This is a genomic window from Klebsiella sp. PK01 (assembly GCF_057624675.1).
The window spans coordinates 445,686-464,733 of sequence record NZ_JBYEZM010000004.1; the positions used below are offsets into that span (position 1 = coordinate 445,686).

General features: G+C 54.1%; 18 protein-coding genes. 1 reads left to right on the forward strand and 17 read right to left on the reverse strand.

The window, feature by feature from the left end; translation table 11 throughout:
• Positions 1-23: 23 nt before the first annotated feature.
• The 7 genes from rlmH to leuS form a co-directional block, all read right to left on the reverse strand.
• Positions 24-491 carry a 23S rRNA (pseudouridine(1915)-N(3))-methyltransferase RlmH gene (gene rlmH / locus AC22LX_RS15315; RefSeq protein ID WP_015367732.1) on the reverse strand — a complete coding sequence of 156 codons (468 nt, stop codon included), beginning with the start codon at positions 489-491 and terminating at the stop codon, positions 24-26.
• Positions 492-494: 3 nt separating this feature from the next.
• Positions 495-812: a ribosome silencing factor gene (gene rsfS, locus AC22LX_RS15320; protein ID WP_002894623.1), complete on the reverse strand. Its 318-nt coding sequence runs from the start codon at positions 810-812 to the stop codon at positions 495-497.
• 243 nt (positions 813-1,055) lie between these two features.
• On the reverse strand, positions 1,056-1,664 hold the full coding sequence (locus tag AC22LX_RS15325) for an adenosylcobalamin/alpha-ribazole phosphatase (protein ID WP_289577254.1): 609 nt from the start codon (positions 1,662-1,664) through the stop codon (positions 1,056-1,058).
• A gap of 51 nt (positions 1,665-1,715) precedes the next feature.
• Positions 1,716-2,366 (reverse strand): nicotinate-nucleotide adenylyltransferase, encoded by a 651-nt coding sequence (nadD, locus tag AC22LX_RS15330; protein WP_045392963.1) that lies wholly within the window; start codon positions 2,364-2,366, stop codon positions 1,716-1,718.
• Complete coding sequence (gene holA, locus AC22LX_RS15335) at positions 2,359-3,390, reverse strand: DNA polymerase III subunit delta (RefSeq protein ID WP_487334073.1); 1,032 nt, start codon at positions 3,388-3,390, stop codon at positions 2,359-2,361. The genes nadD and holA overlap by 8 nt, the downstream gene beginning before the upstream one ends.
• Positions 3,390-3,980 carry an LPS assembly lipoprotein LptE gene (gene lptE / locus AC22LX_RS15340; protein ID WP_047068301.1) on the reverse strand — a complete coding sequence of 197 codons (591 nt, stop codon included), beginning with the start codon at positions 3,978-3,980 and terminating at the stop codon, positions 3,390-3,392. The genes holA and lptE overlap by 1 nt, the downstream gene beginning before the upstream one ends.
• 14 nt (positions 3,981-3,994) lie before the next feature.
• Positions 3,995-6,577: a leucine--tRNA ligase gene (leuS, locus tag AC22LX_RS15345; protein ID WP_487334074.1), complete on the reverse strand. Its 2,583-nt coding sequence runs from the start codon at positions 6,575-6,577 to the stop codon at positions 3,995-3,997.
• A gap of 226 nt (positions 6,578-6,803) precedes the next feature.
• On the opposite strand from leuS, the gene AC22LX_RS15350 reads away from it, so the two are divergent.
• A complete protein-coding gene (locus tag AC22LX_RS15350) occupies positions 6,804-7,286 on the forward strand; it encodes a zinc ribbon-containing protein (protein ID WP_045381625.1) in 483 nt (160 codons plus the stop codon).
• 45 nt (positions 7,287-7,331) lie between these two features.
• Here the strand turns inward: AC22LX_RS15350 and AC22LX_RS15355 are convergent, their stop codons facing one another.
• From AC22LX_RS15355 to AC22LX_RS15400, 10 genes are all read right to left on the reverse strand, one after another.
• Positions 7,332-9,125 (reverse strand): filamentous hemagglutinin N-terminal domain-containing protein, encoded by a 1,794-nt coding sequence (locus tag AC22LX_RS15355; protein ID WP_045392969.1) that lies wholly within the window; start codon positions 9,123-9,125, stop codon positions 7,332-7,334.
• A gap of 38 nt (positions 9,126-9,163) precedes the next feature.
• Entirely contained in the window at positions 9,164-10,837 is a 1,674-nt protein-coding gene (locus AC22LX_RS15360) for a ShlB/FhaC/HecB family hemolysin secretion/activation protein (RefSeq protein ID WP_487334075.1), read from the reverse strand.
• A gap of 363 nt (positions 10,838-11,200) precedes the next feature.
• On the reverse strand, positions 11,201-11,926 hold the full coding sequence (locus AC22LX_RS15365; protein WP_015367722.1) for an amino acid ABC transporter ATP-binding protein: 726 nt from the start codon (positions 11,924-11,926) through the stop codon (positions 11,201-11,203).
• Entirely contained in the window at positions 11,926-12,600 is a 675-nt protein-coding gene (gltK, locus tag AC22LX_RS15370; protein ID WP_015367721.1) for a glutamate/aspartate ABC transporter permease GltK, read from the reverse strand. Before gltK ends, AC22LX_RS15365 begins: the two co-directional genes overlap by 1 nt.
• Positions 12,600-13,340 (reverse strand): amino acid ABC transporter permease, encoded by a 741-nt coding sequence (locus tag AC22LX_RS15375; RefSeq protein ID WP_045392974.1) that lies wholly within the window; start codon positions 13,338-13,340, stop codon positions 12,600-12,602. Before AC22LX_RS15375 ends, gltK begins: the two co-directional genes overlap by 1 nt.
• Positions 13,341-13,503: 163 nt before the next feature.
• Positions 13,504-14,415, reverse strand: coding sequence for an amino acid ABC transporter substrate-binding protein (locus AC22LX_RS15380; RefSeq protein WP_015367719.1), 912 nt, complete (start codon positions 14,413-14,415; stop codon positions 13,504-13,506).
• 427 nt (positions 14,416-14,842) lie between these two features.
• Positions 14,843-16,381, reverse strand: coding sequence for an apolipoprotein N-acyltransferase (gene lnt / locus AC22LX_RS15385; protein WP_487334076.1), 1,539 nt, complete (start codon positions 16,379-16,381; stop codon positions 14,843-14,845).
• A gap of 22 nt (positions 16,382-16,403) precedes the next feature.
• Entirely contained in the window at positions 16,404-17,282 is an 879-nt protein-coding gene (gene corC, locus AC22LX_RS15390; protein ID WP_213293154.1) for a CNNM family magnesium/cobalt transport protein CorC, read from the reverse strand.
• A gap of 158 nt (positions 17,283-17,440) precedes the next feature.
• On the reverse strand, positions 17,441-17,914 hold the full coding sequence (ybeY, locus tag AC22LX_RS15395; protein WP_042893289.1) for an rRNA maturation RNase YbeY: 474 nt from the start codon (positions 17,912-17,914) through the stop codon (positions 17,441-17,443).
• A complete protein-coding gene (locus tag AC22LX_RS15400) occupies positions 17,911-18,957 on the reverse strand; it encodes a PhoH family protein (RefSeq protein ID WP_045392978.1) in 1,047 nt (348 codons plus the stop codon). Before AC22LX_RS15400 ends, ybeY begins: the two co-directional genes overlap by 4 nt.
• Between the last annotated feature and the right edge of the window lie 91 nt (positions 18,958-19,048).

Below are 19,048 nucleotides of genomic sequence, written 5' to 3' on the forward strand. Positions count from 1 at the left end.
TGCTTAGTCTACCCAGGTCATCATTACTCACGGTGGTAAGGGTGGTTAGTCGTAATGCTCCACGCACGATACAGGCTCTCAGCCACCAGCACGCGAACTAACGGGTGAGGCAACGTGAGCGTGGAAAGGGACCAACTCTGTTCCGCTGCCGCTTTGCAGGCCGGAGAGAGACCTTCCGGGCCGCCAATGAGTAAACTGACGTCCCGGCCATCCTGCTTCCAGCGTTCCAGTTCTCGCGCCAGCTGCGGCGTATCCCAGGGCTTACCGGGAATATCCAGGGTCACGATACGGTTCTTGCCTGCGGCCGCCAGCATCATTTCGCCCTCTTTTTCGAGGATGCGTTTGATATCGGCATTTTTTCCGCGCTTACCGGCAGGGATCTCTACCAGTTCGAACGGCATATCTTTTGGAAAACGGCGCAGATATTCGCTAAAGCCGGTCTGAACCCAGTCCGGCATTTTGGTGCCAACGGCCACCAATTGTAGCTTCACGCATTAACTCCAGAGTTTTTCCAGCTCGTACAAACGACGGCTCTCTTCCTGCATGACGTGAACCATTACGTCGCCCAGATCGACCACGATCCAGTCGGCGGCGGCTTCACCTTCAACGCCCAGCGGCAGCATTCCGGCGGCGCGGGATTCCTGCACCACATGGTCGGCGATGGACATCACGTGGCGCGTAGACGTGCCGGTGCAAATAATCATGCAATCGGTGATGCTGGATTTGCCATGTACATCAATGGCGACGATGTCCTGACCTTTCAGGTCATCAATTTTGTCGATAACAAAATCCTGGAGTGCTTTACCCTGCAAGTGTTCCCCCTGGGTGCGTGAAGAGTGATAACAATAACGAGCCTGACAGTATACCCGAAGTCATGGCAATGTCGGGAGAAAAGTCAGCTTTCAGCCCTTGAAAGCGGGCTATCATCCCATCCCTTGCCGACGAATGCATCGCCATTTTTGTAAAACAATTTCTGTAAGATGCGTATAGCGGGTGTAGCCTGGCTGCGGAGAATAGCAGCCTGCTCGGGGCTGTCAATGGGCGGTCATGAATTCTTATTCCGCGCGCCACTGCGCCTGGCTATTTAATACCCGCAGGGTTGTAAAATCGTCGCGTCGTTCGATAAGGCTCCAGCAGCCGTGGGCGAGGGGAAAATGCCACATTGCTGACGCAGGCATCTGCAATAAGAGTGCGATTAACAGGCTTAAAGCGCCCTGGTGGCCGACGATCAGCAGGTTATCCCGCGGCTGATATTGCCCGAGGGTGGCGACAAAAGCCGCGATACGCTGCGCGAAGGCCTGGAAGCTTTCGCCGTTGGTCGGCGCGGCGTTCTGCCAGTCTTTGCACCATGCGGCGTAGTTCTGCGGATCTTCTTTTTGCAGATCGCGATGGTGGCGCATTTCCCAATCGCCAAAAAACATCTCATTCAACGAAGGAATCACTTGCCGTGGGATTAGCCGACCAGCGAGCACCAGGTCGGCGGTATGCTGGGTCCTCTCCAGCTCGCTGCACAATACCAGCTCGAAAGGTACCGCCCGCAGACAGTCACCCAGCGAGCACGCCTGCTGGATACCGCGTTCGGTGAGCGGGGTGGGGGCGTGACCGCTATACAGCCCGTCGACGTTAGCCTGCGTTTCGCCGTGGCGAACCAGCCATAATTTCATGATGCACTCCGTGGAAATCGCGTAGCGTAACGATATCCCCGCAGCGGGTTCTCAGCAATAGAGCTTCTGCTGGTGAATGTAGTCCAGCACGGCCGCGGGCAGCATATCGGCGCAGGAGACCCCCTGCTGCAGACGCTGACGAATCAGCGTGGCGGAAATATCGAACCACGGCGTTTCCGCCAGATAGATAGCGCCGGCGGGGCGGTTATGTAACAGCTCGATATCGTGGGTGAGATGTTTATCGAGCCATTGCTGATCTTCTTCGCGCTTCATCGCCAGTGGATATCCCGGACGACGGCAGACGATCAGATGGGCGTTATCGAGGATCGTGGCGTAGTTATGCCAGGTGGGGAAGGTCAACAGCGAATCCTGACCAATAATAAACGCCAGCGGTCGGTCGGGACCCTGTTCCTGTCGCCACTCCTGCAACGTTTGCGCCGTCCAGGACAGGGTATCGCGCCGCAGCTCGCGCTCATCGAGGACAAACAGCGGTTTATCCGCTATCGCCAGCTCGAGCATATGTACGCGCTGGGCGCTGGTGGCCTCCGGCTGCGGACGATGCGGCGGGACGTTATTGGGGACGATGATCACCCGGTTAAGACCGATCTGGTTCGCCAGAATTTCTACCGGCTTCAGGTGGCCATAATGCACCGGATCGAAGGTGCCGCCGTACATCGCCTGCAACTGAGTCATATCAACCATCAATGAAAACGTCCGCCAGCGCTTTATGGCAGAGCAGTAACGAAAGACTTTCCAGCTCGGGCCATATTGACTGGCCATAATCTTGTTTGAAGGTGAGCTCGGCGCGGGTTAATAACGTGACGGCCTGGCGCAGTTGCTCGGCGCTGAGGCGCGTGAGCGCGTCGCCAACCAGTTGACGGCGGTTCTGCCAGACCCGGTGTTTATCAAACAGCGTACGCAGCGGCGTATGCGCCGACTGGCGCTTCAGGTTCACCAGCAGCAGCAGTTCGCGCTGCAGCGTGCGCAGCAAAATGGCGGGTTCGCAGCCTTCAAGGCGCAGTTGCTGCAGGACGTGCAGTACGCGCTTGCTCTTGCCGGCCAGCAGGGCATCGACCCAGTGATATGGCGTGAAGTGGGCGGCATCATTCACCGCCTGCTCAACGCGAGGCAACGTCAGCTTGCCGTCAGGCCACAGCAGCGAGAGTCGCTCCAGCGCCTGCGCTAACGCCAGCAGATTACCTTCATAGCAGTAGCACAGCAGTTGGCTGGCGGCTTCATCTAATTGCAGCTTGTTCTGCTTAGCGCGGGCGGCCAGCCAGCGCGGTAGCTGCGCATATTCCGGCGTCTGACAGCTGACCTGTACGGCGCGGCTGGCAAGCGCGGTTACCCATGCTGCGTTTTCCTGGGCTTTGGTAAGCTTATTGCCGCGGACAATCAGCAGCAGATCTTCATGCAGCATACCGACCAGCGTGGCTAGCTGTTCGTTAATCGCCGCATTCGGACCGTTTTCCGGCAGAATAAGCAGAAGCGTCTGGCGGCTGGAAAAGAGGCTCAGCGCCTGACTTAAGGAGAAAAGGGCGGGCCAGTCGGTGCTGACATCGATGGTCGCGGTGTGATGTTCGGTAAAGCCCTGGGCGGCCGCGGCTTCGCGGATGGCATCCTGGCTTTCCTGTAACAACAGCGGATCGTTACCAAGCAATAAATACGTCGCGCGCAGCCCTTCAGTGAGCTGCGCGCGGAGTTGTTCCGGGTACAACCGAATCATCAGTTACCCAGCGTAGTGGAAACGCGGTTGCCGGAGGTCGAGGCGGCCGGGGTTCCAGACACCGGTTGCTCAGCCTCTTTGGTGGCTTCGACATCCGCAACATGCACGCTCGGCAATTTGCGGATCAGCTGTTCCGCGGCCTTGTCGTACATCTCACGAACAATCATGTCCTGCTCGGCATCTTTCGCCAGCGCCGCCTGCGGGTTATCGAAGAATGAACGATAAACCTTGGTATTGATCGGGTAAATGTCATGACCCGGGATCAATACGGTGGCGTTAACGGTCAGCACCATCTGGTATTCAGCAGTACGACCATCCTGGAAAATGGATGCCGTATCTTTCTGAATGGATGAGTTACCAAGACGCAGGGACGGAACGTCCTTACGCAGCGTATCGGCATCGATCAGCTCAACGCCATTCAGACGCAGCTGATTACGTACCGCACGGCTTAACGGACCGTTCGGATCGCTTGACTGGAAAATCATAGTTTTCATTGTGGTTGGAACCTGCGTATTGCTACGCAGATGCCAGCCGCAACCGGCGGTGATTAACACCGCCAGAGATAACAGCATTGTTGCCAGATATCGCACGCTTCCTCCCGCGCTTAGCCAACGACCAGATTGAGCAGTTTGCCCGGAACGTAAATCACTTTACGTACGGTCACGCCTTCAAGGTATTTTGCGACCAGATGTTCCTGGCCTGCACGTTCACGAACCTGCTCCTCGGTTGCATCTACCGCAACGGTAATTTTACCACGAACTTTACCGTTTACCTGGACGACGACCAGAGTCGTGTTTTCAACCATTGCACTTTCGTCCGCTACCGGCCACGGCGCGTTGTCGATATCGCCTTCGCCGCCCAGTTCTTGCCACAGGGTGAAGCAGGCATGCGGAGTGAACGGGTTGAGCATACGTACGACTGCCAGCAGAGCCTCACGCATCAGCGCGCGATCCTGCTCGCCTTCCTGCGGCGCTTTCGCCAGTTTGTTCATCAGCTCCATCACCGCGGCAATGGCGGTATTGAAGGTCTGACGACGGCCGATATCATCGGTCACTTTGGCAATCGTTTTGTGCACGTCGCGACGCAGCGCTTGCTGATCTTCGCTGAGGCTTGCCACGTCCAGGGCGACAGCCGGGCCCTGAGAGGTATGCTCGTAAACCAGTTTCCAGACGCGTTTCAGGAAGCGGTTCGCGCCTTCTACGCCGGATTCCTGCCACTCCAGGGTCATTTCCGCCGGAGACGCGAACATCATGAACAGACGTACGGTATCCGCGCCGTAGCGTTCAACCATCACCTGCGGGTCGATACCGTTGTTCTTCGACTTGGACATTTTGCTCATGCCGGTGTACACCAGCTCGCGGCCCTGCGGATCGAAGGCTTTAACGATGCGGCCTTTTTCATCACGCTCAACGGTAGCGTCAATCGGTGATACCCAGTTACGCTCGCCGTTTTCGCCGACGTAGTAGAACGCATCGGCCAGTACCATGCCCTGGCACAGCAGCTGTTTGGCTGGCTCATCGGAGTTCACCATACCGGCATCGCGCATCAGCTTGTGGAAGAAGCGGAAATAGAGCAGGTGCATAATCGCGTGTTCGATACCGCCGATATAGATATCCACCGGCAGCCAGTAGTTCGCGGCATTCGGGTCCAGCATGCCTTTATCGTACTGCGGGCAGGTATAGCGCGCGTAGTACCAGGAAGACTCCATAAAGGTGTCAAAGGTGTCGGTTTCACGCAGCGCCGGCATGCCGTTAACGGTGGTTTTCGCCCACTCCGGGTCGGCTTTGATCGGGCTGGTGATGCCGTCCATGACCACGTCTTCCGGCAGGATTACCGGCAGCTGATCTTCCGGCGTCGGCAGCACGGTACCGTCTTCCAGGGTCACCATCGGAATTGGCGCGCCCCAGTAACGCTGGCGGGAAACTCCCCAATCGCGCAGGCGGTAGTTAACTTTGCGCTCGCCAACGCCCATCGCGGCCAGTTTATCGGCAATGGCGTTGAAGCCTGCTTCGTAATCCAGGCCGCTAAATTCGCCGGAATTAAACAGCACGCCTTTATCGGTCAGGGCCTGCTCGGAGAGATCCGGCTCGGAACCGTCAGCGGCGAGAATAACTGGCTTGATGTTCAGGCCGTATTTGCTGGCAAACTCGTAGTCGCGCTGGTCGTGACCCGGAACGGCCATCACCGCGCCGGTGCCGTACTCCATCAGTACGAAGTTAGCCGCCCATACCGGGATGGCTTCGCCGGTCAGCGGGTGAATAGCTTTAAAGCCGGTGTCGACGCCTTTTTTCTCCATCGTCGCCATATCGGCTTCGGCAACTTTGGTATTACGGCATTCGTCGATAAAGGCGGCCAGCGCCGGATTGTTAGCCGCAGCCTGTTGCGCCAGCGGGTGACCCGCTGCGACGGCAAGGTAGGTGCAGCCCATGAAGGTATCCGGGCGGGTGGTGTAGACGGTCAGCTTATCGGCGTAGTCGTTGACGTTAAAGGAGATTTCTACCCCTTCAGAGCGGCCGATCCAGTTGCGCTGCATGGTCTTAACGGTGTCAGGCCAGTGATCCAGGTTGTCCAGATCGTTGAGCAGTTCGTCGGCGTAGGCGGTGATTTTAATAAACCACTGCGGGATCTCTTTGCGCTCAACTTTGGTGTCGCAGCGCCAGCAGCAGCCGTCGATAACCTGTTCGTTAGCCAGCACGGTCTGATCGTTCGGACACCAGTTGACCGCGGAGGTTTTCTTGTACACCAGGCCTTTTTTATACAGCTCGGTGAAGAATTTTTGCTCCCAGCGGTAGTATTCCGGGGTGCAGGTCGCAATTTCACGGCTCCAGTCATAGCCGAAGCCCAGCTTTTTAAGCTGGTTTTTCATGTATGCGATGTTGTCATAGGTCCACGGGGCTGGGGCGGTATTGTTTTTCACCGCCGCGCCTTCCGCAGGCAGACCAAACGCATCCCAACCGATCGGCTGCAGGACGTTTTTGCCCAGCATGCGCTGATAGCGCGCGATGACGTCGCCGATGGTGTAGTTACGCACGTGACCCATGTGTAGTCGACCAGAAGGATAAGGAAGCATCGACAGGCAGTAATACTTCTCTTTGCTCTCGTCTTCAGTTACTTCAAATGTACGATTTTCGTCCCAGTGAAGCTGGACTTTCGATTCTATCTCTTCCGGGCGGTATTGCTCTTGCATGGCAGCCAGTGGTCCTGTTTTCAATACAGCTACAAAATGTAGCCAATGGATGTGTTATTTCAGATCGGCATAGCATAGCCCAAACGTCCACGTCAAAACAGCCTTTCGCACATTAACATCGGCAAAAGCGACGCAGAATTTTTCGCGACTCTGTGGCGCGGATGGCAAAGCAAACCGCCGATAACGTCTATTATTAGAAGCAGTTAATCACACCGGAGGCGAAATGATGAACAAGGTTGCTCAATATTACCGGGAACTGGTCTCCTCGCTCAGTGAACGGCTGCGCAATGGAGAGCGTGACATTGACGCGCTGGTGAAGCAGGCGAGGGAGAAAATCACCCAGGCAGGCGATTTGACGCAGAGCGAGATTGAATCGCTAATCGCGGCGGTAAAGCGCGATCTGGAAGAATTTGCCCGCAGCTATGAAGAGAGTCAGGAAGACGACAGCGACAGCGTATTTATGCGGGTGATCAAAGAGAGTCTGTGGCAGGAGCTTGCCGATATCACCGATAAAACCCAGCTTGAGTGGCGCGAAGTATTTCAGGATCTGAACCACCACGGGGTCTATCACAGCGGTGAAGTGGTAGGTCTTGGCAACCTGGTATGCGAGAAGTGCCACTATCACCTGGCGGTGTATACCCCGGACGTATTGCCGCGGTGCCCAAAGTGCGGGCACGATCAGTTCCAGCGTCGGCCATTTGAGCCGTAAACGCTAAAAGCAGCGATGCGCATTGCGCTGCGCATCGCTGAGTCATTACAGAACGGTATTGATTTCCGCAATCTTAAAGTATTGATAACCGCCCATCTCGCTGGCGTATTTATATGAGGAGTTGAGGACCATCTTGTTGGCGCTGATGGTGCCGACATCACAGGTATTAAATTTCAACCAACCGCAGCCGCGACCACTGTTAACAACCTTTTTCGCGGTCATGGTTAAGGTGCCGTTCGCCTGAATTAATGAGTAGTTATAGATATTGCCTTTCAACTGGGTGTCCAGCAGCAGATCGCCGGTGCTGTAAATCGTCCCTTCATTAGTAACATCATAATAAGTTGTCAGAGAGACATTGGCCGCGGTGATAGTACCTGTGTTACTAATCGTGCCATGATCGGTAGTAATATCAGCGGCTTTCATATAACCGTTGTTATTCAGCCAGTAGCTATGCGCGGTAATGGCGTTGGTGGCCTCCATGCGACCACTGGTGCTTTGCGCCAGCGTGCCGTTGGTTTGCATATCAATATTTTCACCGCTAATAGTGCCCAGGTTATAAATCTCACCGGTATTGGTGGTGCTATCCTGCTTCAGCGATTTCACGGCCACTTTACCCGTCGCGCTGATAGTGCCGGTATTTTTAAAATTGGTGCCAATAAAGTTTAACGCAGTGTTTTTACCTTTGATCGTCCCGTCATTGGTGAAATTACCTAACGACGTGGCGGTAATCTGCGCATCGGAAGTGATTTTGGCACCAGCGTTGTTGGTTATCGCTCCGTTGCTGGCGGCTACCAGACTGGACGTCGCGCTAATCGTTCCGCTGTTCTGGATATTGCCGCTGGCATTGAGCACCAGCTGCTTTGTTGAACTGATCGTGCCCTTGCTGCCGTTATTGAGAGCGCCATAGGTAGTAATCATGGTCATATTCTTGGTCGTCAGCGTACCGTTATTAGTGAAATTTCCAGAGGCGGCGATGCTGGTAAGGTAACCATTACTGGCGATGGAGCCATCGTTGGTCAGTAATCCATTGTTGGTGATAGAAAGCGTCGAGTTGGCGGTGATTGACCCTTTGTTACGCACGCCAAAGCCTAAATTGTTACCGACCATACTGATACTGTTGGCTTTGATGCCGCCCAGGCTACTGATATCAATACTGTATACCGGGCTGATCATTTGCAGGACGGTAGCGCTTTTACCTGCGCTAGTCATGGCGCCAGTGCTGTTGTCGAAGGTGAAGTTACCGCCGCCGACCGTGGCGTTACCTGCGTTGACCATGCCATTGATGGCGACGGCGTCAGCCAGCAATGCGGCATAGCTGGTGGAGGCATCCATGCCCTTCTCGCCAATAGTAATTTTGCCATCGGTGATGGTATAGCTGCCGATAGCGCCTTCATCGGTCATATTGACCTGGCCTGTGGTTAATACCGCCTTGTTGGTATTAACGAAACTACAACCAGAGCAGGTAATGCCATTGGGGTTGGCAATCACGACATCGGCTTTTAGTCCGGCGACCTCAATAAAACCATTCAGGGAACTGGCTTTATTGGAGGTGACTTCATTGAGGATCACCGATGCGCCGCCGTTGGTCAGATTATTGTTTTTAGCAATATTGCCAAAAGTCGCGTGATTGATATCGCTGTCGCTGTTGTTAAGTATTAATCCATTGCTACCTACGTTAAATTCGCGATACAGGTTGTGCGAAACGCCTGCAGCATTCGGCGCTTCAATATCAACCACCGTTGCGCCTGATAGATGGGTGTAAGTCGACGGATCGGCGTATACCACCGTCGAGCTTAACGCTGCTGCTAAAGCAACATAGGTTAATTTAAACTTAAACATGAATTTATTCCTTTAAATATAGTGAAAAATAGGTTGTGTTAATACTTCCACTTCAATGAGAAACCCATATTGAATGAGTCACTACTAAAGTTATCTGGTTTACTTAGCGGTGTGCCGATGAAAAAATCATATTGTGTTGAGAATATATCACCGCGCAATCCGCTAACGGCACCTGAAATAACTTTTCCTTGCCGATATTGTTCACTGCCGATAATACGACCAATATCTAATCCTAAATAAAATTGCTGTTCCGGGCCGGCGATATCCCAGATGAAATCATTACTCCAGTACCAGCCCTGATTGCCGGAGAGAGTATATTCGCCATCAAATCCACGGACCGTCCAGCGGTTGCCAATATTAAATTGGTTGTCCGAAGAGAGGATGTCCGGGCTATATTGCGCATTAACATGCGGTGCGTAACTAAATTTATCGCCGGTTACATCGAATTTCATCAAAGCCTGCAAGTCGGCGTGCACGACGCGTGAACGCTTGCTGAACAGGCCTGCTTTTTCTTCTGGCGTGGCGACGGAGCTTAGCCATGGAAGGCGGCGTTGTAGCCCCAGACTGGCGGCGACGACTTTTTTATCGAAATAACGTTGCTGGCGTAGCGTCAGCTCCCATGTCGGGTTCTGTTTGCGCATCACCCCGAGCTCCTCACCGCCAAAGTAGTAGCGTGAAGCGCTTTTTGCGATGCGTAAATCCAGCGATGTCTGTTGCTGACGAGTATGCGACAGGAGTCGCGACAGCGTAGCGCTGTAGTAGCGGTTTTTACTTTTATAGTCCGTTTGCGACCAGGCGCCTTTGAACAGCTGTCTATATTGACTCTGCGAACCGTAAAGACTTAATGACCAGTAGCCGAAGGGGATCGAGTAATACAGACTGCCATTCTGGTTGCCGTCATTATGCTGATTAAATTCAATATCGCCGCCGCCGGAGACATAGAAAATATCGTTGAGCGTGGTGACATCATACAAATAGAGCGCGCCCCCGGCCTGATAGCGGCCGCTGGCGCGGCTGCCAGCATCATCAACCCAGGCACCGACCTGCCACTTTTTATCCAGACGCCGCGTAAGCTGCAGATTGCTTTCCGCCTCCCGCTGTCCCGGCAAGATTTGCATATTCGCTGAACTTCCCGGCAGGCGACGCAGGTTTTCCATCCCCTGTTCCAGGTCAGAGAGGCGCAGAATATCTCCCTTGCTGGCGGGGATATTGTTCCAGATGCTGGTGGTTTGCTCACTTGCGGTTGACCAGAGTATTTCACCGATTTTGCCATAAGCCAGCTCGAGCCTTAATGCCCCTTCCGCCAATGATTGTTCCGGGATGGTCACCAATGAAGTGATATAACCCCGGGCGATTAACTCATTTTGTAATGCCATGGCGAGATGCTGAATGCCGTTAATCCCCAGACAACGATGCAGAGCCTGAGCTGTAAGGTTGTCCAGAAGCTGATGAGTGAGCTTCGGCTCGGCAGAATCGATATAAATATTATTGATGAGCCTGCAGTTTTCTTCCTCCGGAAAGGTGAGCGTTTGTCGGTCGGTATTAATTTGTGAAGCCTGGGCGGCCTGATACTGTGGCGTCAACGCCGCCTGACGCGCTTTATCCTGCTCGTTTTGATTCGTTGTGGCCGAGGCAATGGTGCTGGCAATAGCCTGATGCTGGCATAATAATAAAATTAGTAGGGCGTGAAGCAGATTGTGTTTATTAAACATGAAGCAAGATCCATTTGTTTCATTGAATGTGTATGCCGTTGTTTAAGCGCGCTCAAGGCGTGGCGTAATTAAGCCCATAGGGTTATCTATAAAAATATTATTTTTATTGTTGATAATGTTATGTAGAGACGTATTTCCTGAGGTCGTTTTTAAAGGGGGGTATGTTAGCGGTGGCGGTAACGCTTAGCCATGCGAAGGAAACTGAATTTTATATGAATTAAACTAATTTAGAATGTGAATTATTAGGCGAGGAGGTTGAATTATTTATTTGCTTGATAGAAGGGAGCTTAAAATAAACCACTAATATATGTATGCAAATACCGCAGGGGAAGAAGGCGCGCACATGAGGTGCGCGCTGGGATTTTAGTGCAGGATTTTGGCAAGGAAATCTTTCGCGCGTTCTGATTGTGGGTTGGCAAAGAAGGCTTCTTTATCGACATCTTCGACAATTTTACCTTCATCCATAAAGATGACCCGGTTGGCTACTTTACGGGCAAAGCCCATTTCGTGCGTCACCACCATCATGGTCATACCTTCGTTAGCCAACTCAACCATGACATCCAGCACTTCGTTGATCATCTCCGGGTCAAGCGCTGAAGTCGGCTCATCGAACAGCATCGCAATCGGATCCATGCACAGCGCGCGGGCGATCGCGACACGCTGCTGCTGGCCGCCGGAGAGCTGCGCCGGGTATTTTTCCGCATGCGCCGCCAGACCCACGCGTTCCAGCAGCTTAAGTCCCTTTTTACGCGAAGATTCTTTATCGCGATTGAGAACCTTAATCTGCGCCAGCGTCAGGTTGTCGATGATCGACAGGTGCGGGAACAGTTCAAAGTGCTGGAATACCATACCGACGCGGGAACGCAGTTTAGCAAGATTGGTTTTCTTATCGTTAACCTGAGTGCCATCAACGATAATTTCGCCTTGCTGCACCGGCTCAAGGCCGTTAACGGTTTTAATCAGCGTCGATTTACCGGAGCCAGACGGCCCGCAAACTACCACCACTTCGCCTTTTTTCACTTCGGTGGAGCAATCGGTCAGCACCTGAAAGTGACCATACCATTTTGAAATATTTTTCAGGGTAATCATTACACAGTCCTTTTCTTCAACCAGCTGACCAACAGCGATGCGCTGAGACTAAATACAAAATAAACGGCGCCTGCGAACAGGATCATTTCCACCTGGGTTCCGTCGCGCTCGCCAATAGTAGAGGCGGTACGGAAGAAATCAGCCAGACTCAGGACATACACCAGTGAGGTATCCTGGAACAGCACAATCCCCTGGGTTAATAGCAGCGGGACCATCGCGCGGAAGGCCTGCGGCAGGATCACCAGCTTCATCGATTGCCAGTGGGTCATCCCCAGCGCCAGCGCGGCGCTCGACTGACCACGGGAAATACTCTGGATCCCGGCGCGAATAATTTCCGAATAGTAGGCCGCTTCAAACATCGAAAATGCCACCATCGCCGAAATCAGGCGAATATCGGTTTTCGGCGACAGCCCCAGCACGTTTTGCAGGAATCCGGGAACGATCAGATAGAACCACAGCAGCACCATCACCAGCGGAATCGAGCGGAAAACGTTAACGTAGGTTTTGGCAAACCACGCCAACGGCAGGAAGCTTGACAGGCGCATCACCGCCAGAATGGTGCCCCAGACGATACCGATAATAATCGCCGTGACGGTGATTTTCAGCGTAATGACCAATCCTGCCAGCAGGTAGGGCATGGAAGGAACAATTGAACTCCAGTCAAAATCGTACATTATTTGCCTCCCATATTGCCCGGCAGACGAACTTTACGTTCAACCACGTACATCACCAGCATAATGACGGCGTTGATGAAGACATAGGCGAGGGTGATCGCGGTAAACGATTCCCAGGCGTGGGCAGAGTAATCCAGTAACTTGCCGGCCTGCGCCGCCATATCCGCCAGGCCGATGGTGGAAGCGATGGCCGAGTTTTTTACCAGGTTCATCATTTCCGAGGTCATCGGCGGCACGATAACGCGATAGGCGTTCGGCAGCAGCACGTAGCGATAGGTTTGCGGCAGGGTCAGGCCCATCGCCAGGCCGGCATTTTTTTGCCCGCGCGGAAGGGACTGTATCGCGGCGCGGACCTGCTCGCAGACGCGGGCGGCGGTAAATAGCCCGAGGCACAGCATTGAGGAGACAAAGAACTGAATATTGGGATCCAGCTCGGATTTAAACCACATACCGACGTTTTCCGGCAGAAACTCCGGAATAACAAGGTACCAGGTAAAGAACTGCACGATCAGTGGAACGTTACGAAACAGTTCGACGTAACAGGTACCAATCCCGGCTAACCAGCGGTTAGGGACGGTACGCAGAATGCCGAACAGCGAGCCGACAAGGAAAGCGATAATCCAGGCGCTAATCGACAGTGCGACGGTAACCTGAAAGCCGCTCCATAACCAGCCTAAGTAAGTGGTGTTGCCGAACGGGGCGGGTTGCAGGAATATTCCCCAGTTCCAGTCTATTGACATAAATAAACTCCAGAAAAAAAAGGGTAGCAGCGCTACCCTCGAAGATTGTTGCCCTGCTTGTTTCGGTATTCGCGGCGGCTGGGGAACGACCAGCCGCCGTATAGTCTGTCCGTGCGAAGGCAACAATCGGGAGGGCTACTTTGTCGAGCCCCTGTTTTTTTAATTAGTTAAGAGCTTTATCATTCGGTGATTTGAACAGCGCCTTCATGTCGTCGGACAGTTCGAAGTTCAGGTTCAGATTTTTCGGCGGAATCGGGTTCTTGAACCAGGTGTCGAACCATTTTGCCGCTTCGCCGGAGGTCTGCGCCTGGGCGACGGTGTCATCGACCAGCGTTTTGAACGACGCGTCGTCTTTACGCAGCATGCAGCCATAGGCCTCTTTCGATTGCGGCGTACCGACGATTTCCCAGTTATCCGGTTTCTTCGCTTTTGCGCGCTCGCCGGCCAGCAGGGCATCATCCATCATAAAGGCCACCGCGCGGCCGCTTTCCAGAGTACGGAAGGAGTCACCGTGATCTTTCGCGCTGATGATGCGCATGTTCATTTTCTTCTCGTCGTTGAGCTTATGCAGCAGCACTTCCGAGGTGGTACCGGAGGTGACGACCACCGCTTTGTCTTTCAGATCCGGGAAGTCTTTAATCGGGCCGCCTTTTTTCACCAGCAGACGGGTGCCGACGACGAAGATCGTGTCAGAGAAGGCGGCCTGTTTCTGGCGCTCCAGGTTGTTGGTGGTGGAGCCGCACTCGAAATCATAGGTGCCGTTCTGCAGCAGCGGGATACGGTTCTGCGAGGTGACCGGAATCAGCTTCACCTGCAGATCGGGTTTGTTCAGTTTTTTCTTGATGGCTTCAACGATAGCGTTGGAGTAATCCTGAGAGTAACCCACCACTTTCTGTTGGTTATCGTAGTAGGAGAATGGTACGGACGATTCGCGGTGGCCGACGACGATCACCCCGTTTTTGGCGATTTTATCCAGCGTGCTCTGACCTGCGGCCGGGGCGGCATCTTCAGCGTGCGCCAGACCGGCGGTCACTCCCATGACCAGCATTGCGGCGGCCAGTTTACGTAATTGCATATCCAACTCCTTATCCTTAACGCCAGGGACGCTAGTGATACCCATTGTGATTGTGTGTATGTGTTGTTATTCCCGTTAGCTCTGCCGTAAGGCGGCGCTTTCGGGAATCGTCTGCAATCTTAAAGTGCAGTATTTGTATGAGCTTGTTAGCATTTAGTTTGGCTTAATGTAAAGATTTTGATGCGTTATTGTTTATTTTTGCGAAGCACTCCGCACCATTTATGGGCAAAAATGGTTTGTTGCACCAACATGGCGCGAAGTGCGAACGCTTTCGGTGCAACCCCGGTGCAACCGCGGTCAAAATCGTCTACAGGGGGAAATTAAGCAATGGGCGTGCCAGATTGGCGCAAGGGAGCGTAAAGCTGGGAAGAGTCACCGGCGACAAACGCCGCCGGGAGTTGGCCGGGCGGCAGCCCGGCGGAGAAGGTTAGCGACGACGCTGGCGCAGGCTCATCACCAGCGCGGCAAAGCCGAAGAGGGCGGTTAACGCCCACAGCGGCCAGTTGCCGGTACGGGCATACGGCGTCAGGCCGGTGGTTGGCGTGACCTTAGTGGTCAACACCGCGCGGGTAAACTGCGGGATCATGTCCTGAATTTCACCACGCGGGCCGATAACGGCGGTAATACCGTTGTTGGTGCTGCGCAGCAGCGGGCGCGCCAGCTCCAGCGCGCGCATCCGCGCCATCTGGAAGTGCTGCCACGGGCCGATCGATTTACCAAACCACGCATCGTTGGAGATGGTCAGCAGGTAATCGGTATCCGGGCGGAAATTATCGCGGACCTGTTCGCCGAGAATAATTTCGTAGCAAATTGCCGCCGTGAGTTTCAGGTTATGCGCCACCAGCTGCGGCTGCACGTAAGGACCGCGGCTGAACGAGGACATCGGCAAATCGAAGAACGGCGCCAGCGGGCGTAAAATCGACTCCAGCGGCACAAATTCGCCGAACGGCACCAGATGGTTCTTGTTGTAGCGGTTGGTCGAGTCGTAGCTGTACGGATTATCTTTACCCAGCGTAATGATGGTGTTGTAGGTATCGTAGCGGTTTTGTTTATTGAGCCGCGCATCGACAATACCGGTAATCAGCGAGCTATTTTTGGCCCGCATCAGGTCATCAACCATGCTGAGGAAATGCTGCTGATTGATTTCCAGATCCGGGATCGCAGATTCCGGCCAGATAATCAGCTGCGATTTACCCATATGCGGCTGGGTGAGATCGAGGTAGGTTTTCAGGGTATTAACCAGCTGGTTTTCATCCCATTTCATCGCCTGCGGAATATCGCCCTGCACCAAAGAGACTTCCGTCGCCCGTTCTGGCAGCAGTTGATACCACTGGATATAACGCAGCGGGAAGGGTAGGGCAAACAGCACTATCGCCACCAGTAACGGTTTCCAGTGTCGCCGCACGATAGCTAGCGCCAGCAGGCCGCTGACCACCATTAACAGAAAGTTTATCGCCTCAACGCCCATCACCGGCGCCAGACCTTTCAGCGGGCCGTCAATCTGGCTATAGCCGAACTGCAGCCACGGGAAACCGGTCAATACCCAGCCGCGGAGAAATTCGGTAATTTGCCAGACCGCAGGCGCGGCGATGGCCAGACGGATCCAGTTGGTTTTCGGCCACAGTTTCGCGAGGAGCCCGGCGAAAAGGCCGGTATACAGCGATAGATAGGCCGCCAGGAGGGCAACGAGGAAAACGTTAACCGGGCCCGGCATGCCGCCGAACTGCGCGATGCTAACGTAAACCCAGTTAATTCCGGTGCCGAATAGCCCAAGCCCCCAGAAGTAGCCAATCCAGGCGCTCTGTAGCGGGCGACGGTTAAGAGTGAGCGCCTGCAGACCAAACAGCGAGACGATGGCCGCCGGCCAGAAGTCGTAAGGTGAAAAAGCCAGCGTTCCGCTGGCTCCGAATAACAGCGCCAGCAGCAGACGTACGCGCTGGCGTTCAAGTAAAGAGGCAAATACCATTTAGGTTAATCGTCCCGTTAAATTAGTCTTCCAGCTTCGGCTGCGGCGCATCATCAGGAAGCTTTACATGGACCTGAATAATACGTCTGCTGTCAGCCATTGCGACCTTGAATTGGTAACCATCAATGTCAATCGACTCGCCGCGGGCCGGCAGATGACCAAAGGCCTGCATCACCAGCCCGCCGATAGTATCGACCTCTTCATCGCTGAAGTGGGTGCCGTAGGCTTTATTGAAGTCTTCAATCGATGCCAGCGCGCGTACCGTCCAGGTATGACGGCTTAGCTGACGGAAATCGATATCTTCCTCTTCGTCATACTCGTCTTCGATTTCGCCGACGATAAGCTCAAGGATGTCTTCAATCGTCACCAGGCCGGAGACGCCGCCGAACTCGTCGATGACGATTGCCATATGATAACGTTGCGAGCGGAACTCTTTCAGCATGCGGTCGACCCGCTTGCTTTCAGGCACGACAACCGCCGGGCGTAACACTTTTTCCATGCTGAAAGCTTCGGCGTCGCTGCGCATAAACGGCAGCAGATCCTTAGCCATCAGAATCCCTTCAATGTGATCTTTATCTTCGCTAATGACCGGGAAACGCGAGTGGGCGGATTCGATGATCACATCGAGGCACTCGTCCAGCGGCTGGTTGCGTTTCAGGGTAATCATTTGCGAGCGCGGGATCATAATATCGCGGACGCGCTGGTCGGCGATATCCATTACCCCTTCGAGCATGTCGCGCGTATCTTCATCGATAAGCTCGTTTTGCCCGGAGTCACGGATCAGCGCCAATAATTCATCACGGTTTTTGGGTTCACCGTGAAAAAGTTGGCTGAGTAAGAGGGAGAAAAATCCCTTTTTGCTGTTTACTGTGTCACTACTGTGTGAATTGTCGTCGCTCATGGCGTCGTATGGGTTCTCGTGTTGATTTAATTGTCGCTCGTCGCGCGTAAACTCAGCGTCGTACGGCATGTTTAGCCTGATGGCGCTACGCCTGTCAGGCCTTCGATACGCATGAATGTAGGCCGGATAAGGCGCTCGCGCCGTCATCCGGCAAGTTACTATTCAGCAATCTTCTCGGCAATGTACGGATCCTCATAGCCCAGAGCAAGCATTATCTCTGTTTCGAGGCCTTCCATTTCTTCCGCTTCGTCGTCTTCGATATGATCGTAGCCCAGCAGGTGCAGGCTACCGTGCACGACCATGTGCGCCCAGTGGGCCTCCAGCGGTTTTTCCTGCTCTTTGGCTTCCTGTTCAACCACCTGGCGGCAGATGATCAGATCGCCGAGCAGCGGCATCTCAATGCCCGGCGGGGCTTCGAAAGGGAAGGAGAGGACGTTAGTCGGCTTATCCTTGCCGCGATAGGTCAGGTTCAGCTCGTGGCTTTCGGCGACATCCACCAGGCGAATCGTTAACTCTGACTCTTCCTGGAATTGCGGGATGACGGCATCCACCCAGCGTTGAAAGAGGGCTTCGTCCGGTAGACCGCTGGTGTCTTCGCAGGCCAGCTGTAAATCGAGAATCACCTGACTCATTTTTGCTCCTGTTCCTGGGCTTCGCGTTTGCGCTCGGCGGCCAGTTCTGCTTTACGTTTTTGTTCGGCTTCTTCCCATGCCTCATAGGCATTGACGATGCGGGCGACCACCGGATGGCGAACCACATCTTCGCTGTGGAAGAAGTTGAAGCTGATTTCATCGACTTCCGCCAGCACTTCAACGGCGTGACGCAGGCCTGATTTGGTATTACGCGGCAGGTCAATCTGGGTAACGTCGCCGGTGATAACCGCTTTCGAGTTAAAGCCGATACGGGTCAGGAACATCTTCATCTGTTCGATGGTGGTGTTCTGGCTTTCGTCGAGAATGATAAAGGCGTCATTCAGCGTACGCCCGCGCATATAGGCCAGCGGCGCGACTTCAATCACGTTGCGCTCAATCAGCTTCTCGACTTTCTCAAAGCCGAGCATCTCGAACAGCGCGTCATACAGCGGGCGCAAATAGGGGTCAACCTTCTGGCTTAAGTCGCCCGGCAGGAAGCCAAGCTTCTCGCCCGCTTCGACCGCAGGACGAGTCAGCAGAATACGCCGAATCTCCTGGCGTTCCAGAGCATCGACCGCCGCGGCAACCGCGAGGTAGGTTTTACCGGTACCCGCCGGCCCGACGCCAAAGGTAATGTCGTGGTCGAGGATGTTGGCGATGTACTGCGCCTGGTTTGGCGTACGCGGTTTGATGACCCCGCGTTTGGTTTTGATATTGATGGCCTTACCGTATTCCGGCACGCTCTCGGCGCTCTGTTCGAGCACCCGGGCTTCTTTAATAGCCAGATGGATTTGTTCCGGTTCAATATCCTGAATCTGGCCGCGCATTGGCGCGGTATCGACATACAGGCTTGTCAGAATATCGGCCGCGGCGTGCACGCAGATCGCGCGGCCGGTCAGTTTAAAATGATTGTCGCGGCGGTTGATCTCAATCCCCAACCGGCGCTCCAGCTGTTTGATGTTGTCGTCAAACGGGCCGCACAGCGCTAACAGGCGGGTATTGTCCGCTGGCTCCAGGGTAATTTCACGGGTTTCTATGTTCAAACTGTTCCTCTTATTACGCGTGTTGCCGGAGGGCGTTCGTCATCCGGCCAATAAGGAAATTATTCACGTCACGGGAATATGGCGCAAGCAT

Excerpts from the sequence above, each read along its gene's own strand:
- AC22LX_RS15325 (WP_289577254.1), bottom strand. The coding sequence starts at position 1,664 with ATGAAATTATGGCTGGTTCGCCACGGCGAAACGCAGGCTAACGTCGAC.
- nadD (WP_045392963.1), bottom strand. The coding sequence starts at position 2,366 with ATGGTTGATATGACTCAGTTGCAGGCGATGTACGGCGGCACCTTCGAT.
- holA (WP_487334073.1), bottom strand. The coding sequence starts at position 3,390 with ATGATTCGGTTGTACCCGGAACAACTCCGCGCGCAGCTCACTGAAGGG.
- leuS (WP_487334074.1), bottom strand. The coding sequence starts at position 6,577 with ATGCAAGAGCAATACCGCCCGGAAGAGATAGAATCGAAAGTCCAGCTT.
- AC22LX_RS15350 (WP_045381625.1), top strand. The coding sequence starts at position 6,804 with ATGAACAAGGTTGCTCAATATTACCGGGAACTGGTCTCCTCGCTCAGT.
- AC22LX_RS15355 (WP_045392969.1), bottom strand. The coding sequence starts at position 9,125 with ATGTTTAAGTTTAAATTAACCTATGTTGCTTTAGCAGCAGCGTTAAGC.
- AC22LX_RS15360 (WP_487334075.1), bottom strand. The coding sequence starts at position 10,837 with ATGTTTAATAAACACAATCTGCTTCACGCCCTACTAATTTTATTATTA.
- AC22LX_RS15365 (WP_015367722.1), bottom strand. The coding sequence starts at position 11,926 with ATGATTACCCTGAAAAATATTTCAAAATGGTATGGTCACTTTCAGGTG.
- gltK (WP_015367721.1), bottom strand. The coding sequence starts at position 12,600 with ATGTACGATTTTGACTGGAGTTCAATTGTTCCTTCCATGCCCTACCTG.
- AC22LX_RS15375 (WP_045392974.1), bottom strand. The coding sequence starts at position 13,340 with ATGTCAATAGACTGGAACTGGGGAATATTCCTGCAACCCGCCCCGTTC.
- AC22LX_RS15380 (WP_015367719.1), bottom strand. The coding sequence starts at position 14,415 with ATGCAATTACGTAAACTGGCCGCCGCAATGCTGGTCATGGGAGTGACC.
- lnt (WP_487334076.1), bottom strand. The coding sequence starts at position 16,381 with ATGGTATTTGCCTCTTTACTTGAACGCCAGCGCGTACGTCTGCTGCTG.
- corC (WP_213293154.1), bottom strand. The coding sequence starts at position 17,282 with ATGAGCGACGACAATTCACACAGTAGTGACACAGTAAACAGCAAAAAG.
- ybeY (WP_042893289.1), bottom strand. The coding sequence starts at position 17,914 with ATGAGTCAGGTGATTCTCGATTTACAGCTGGCCTGCGAAGACACCAGC.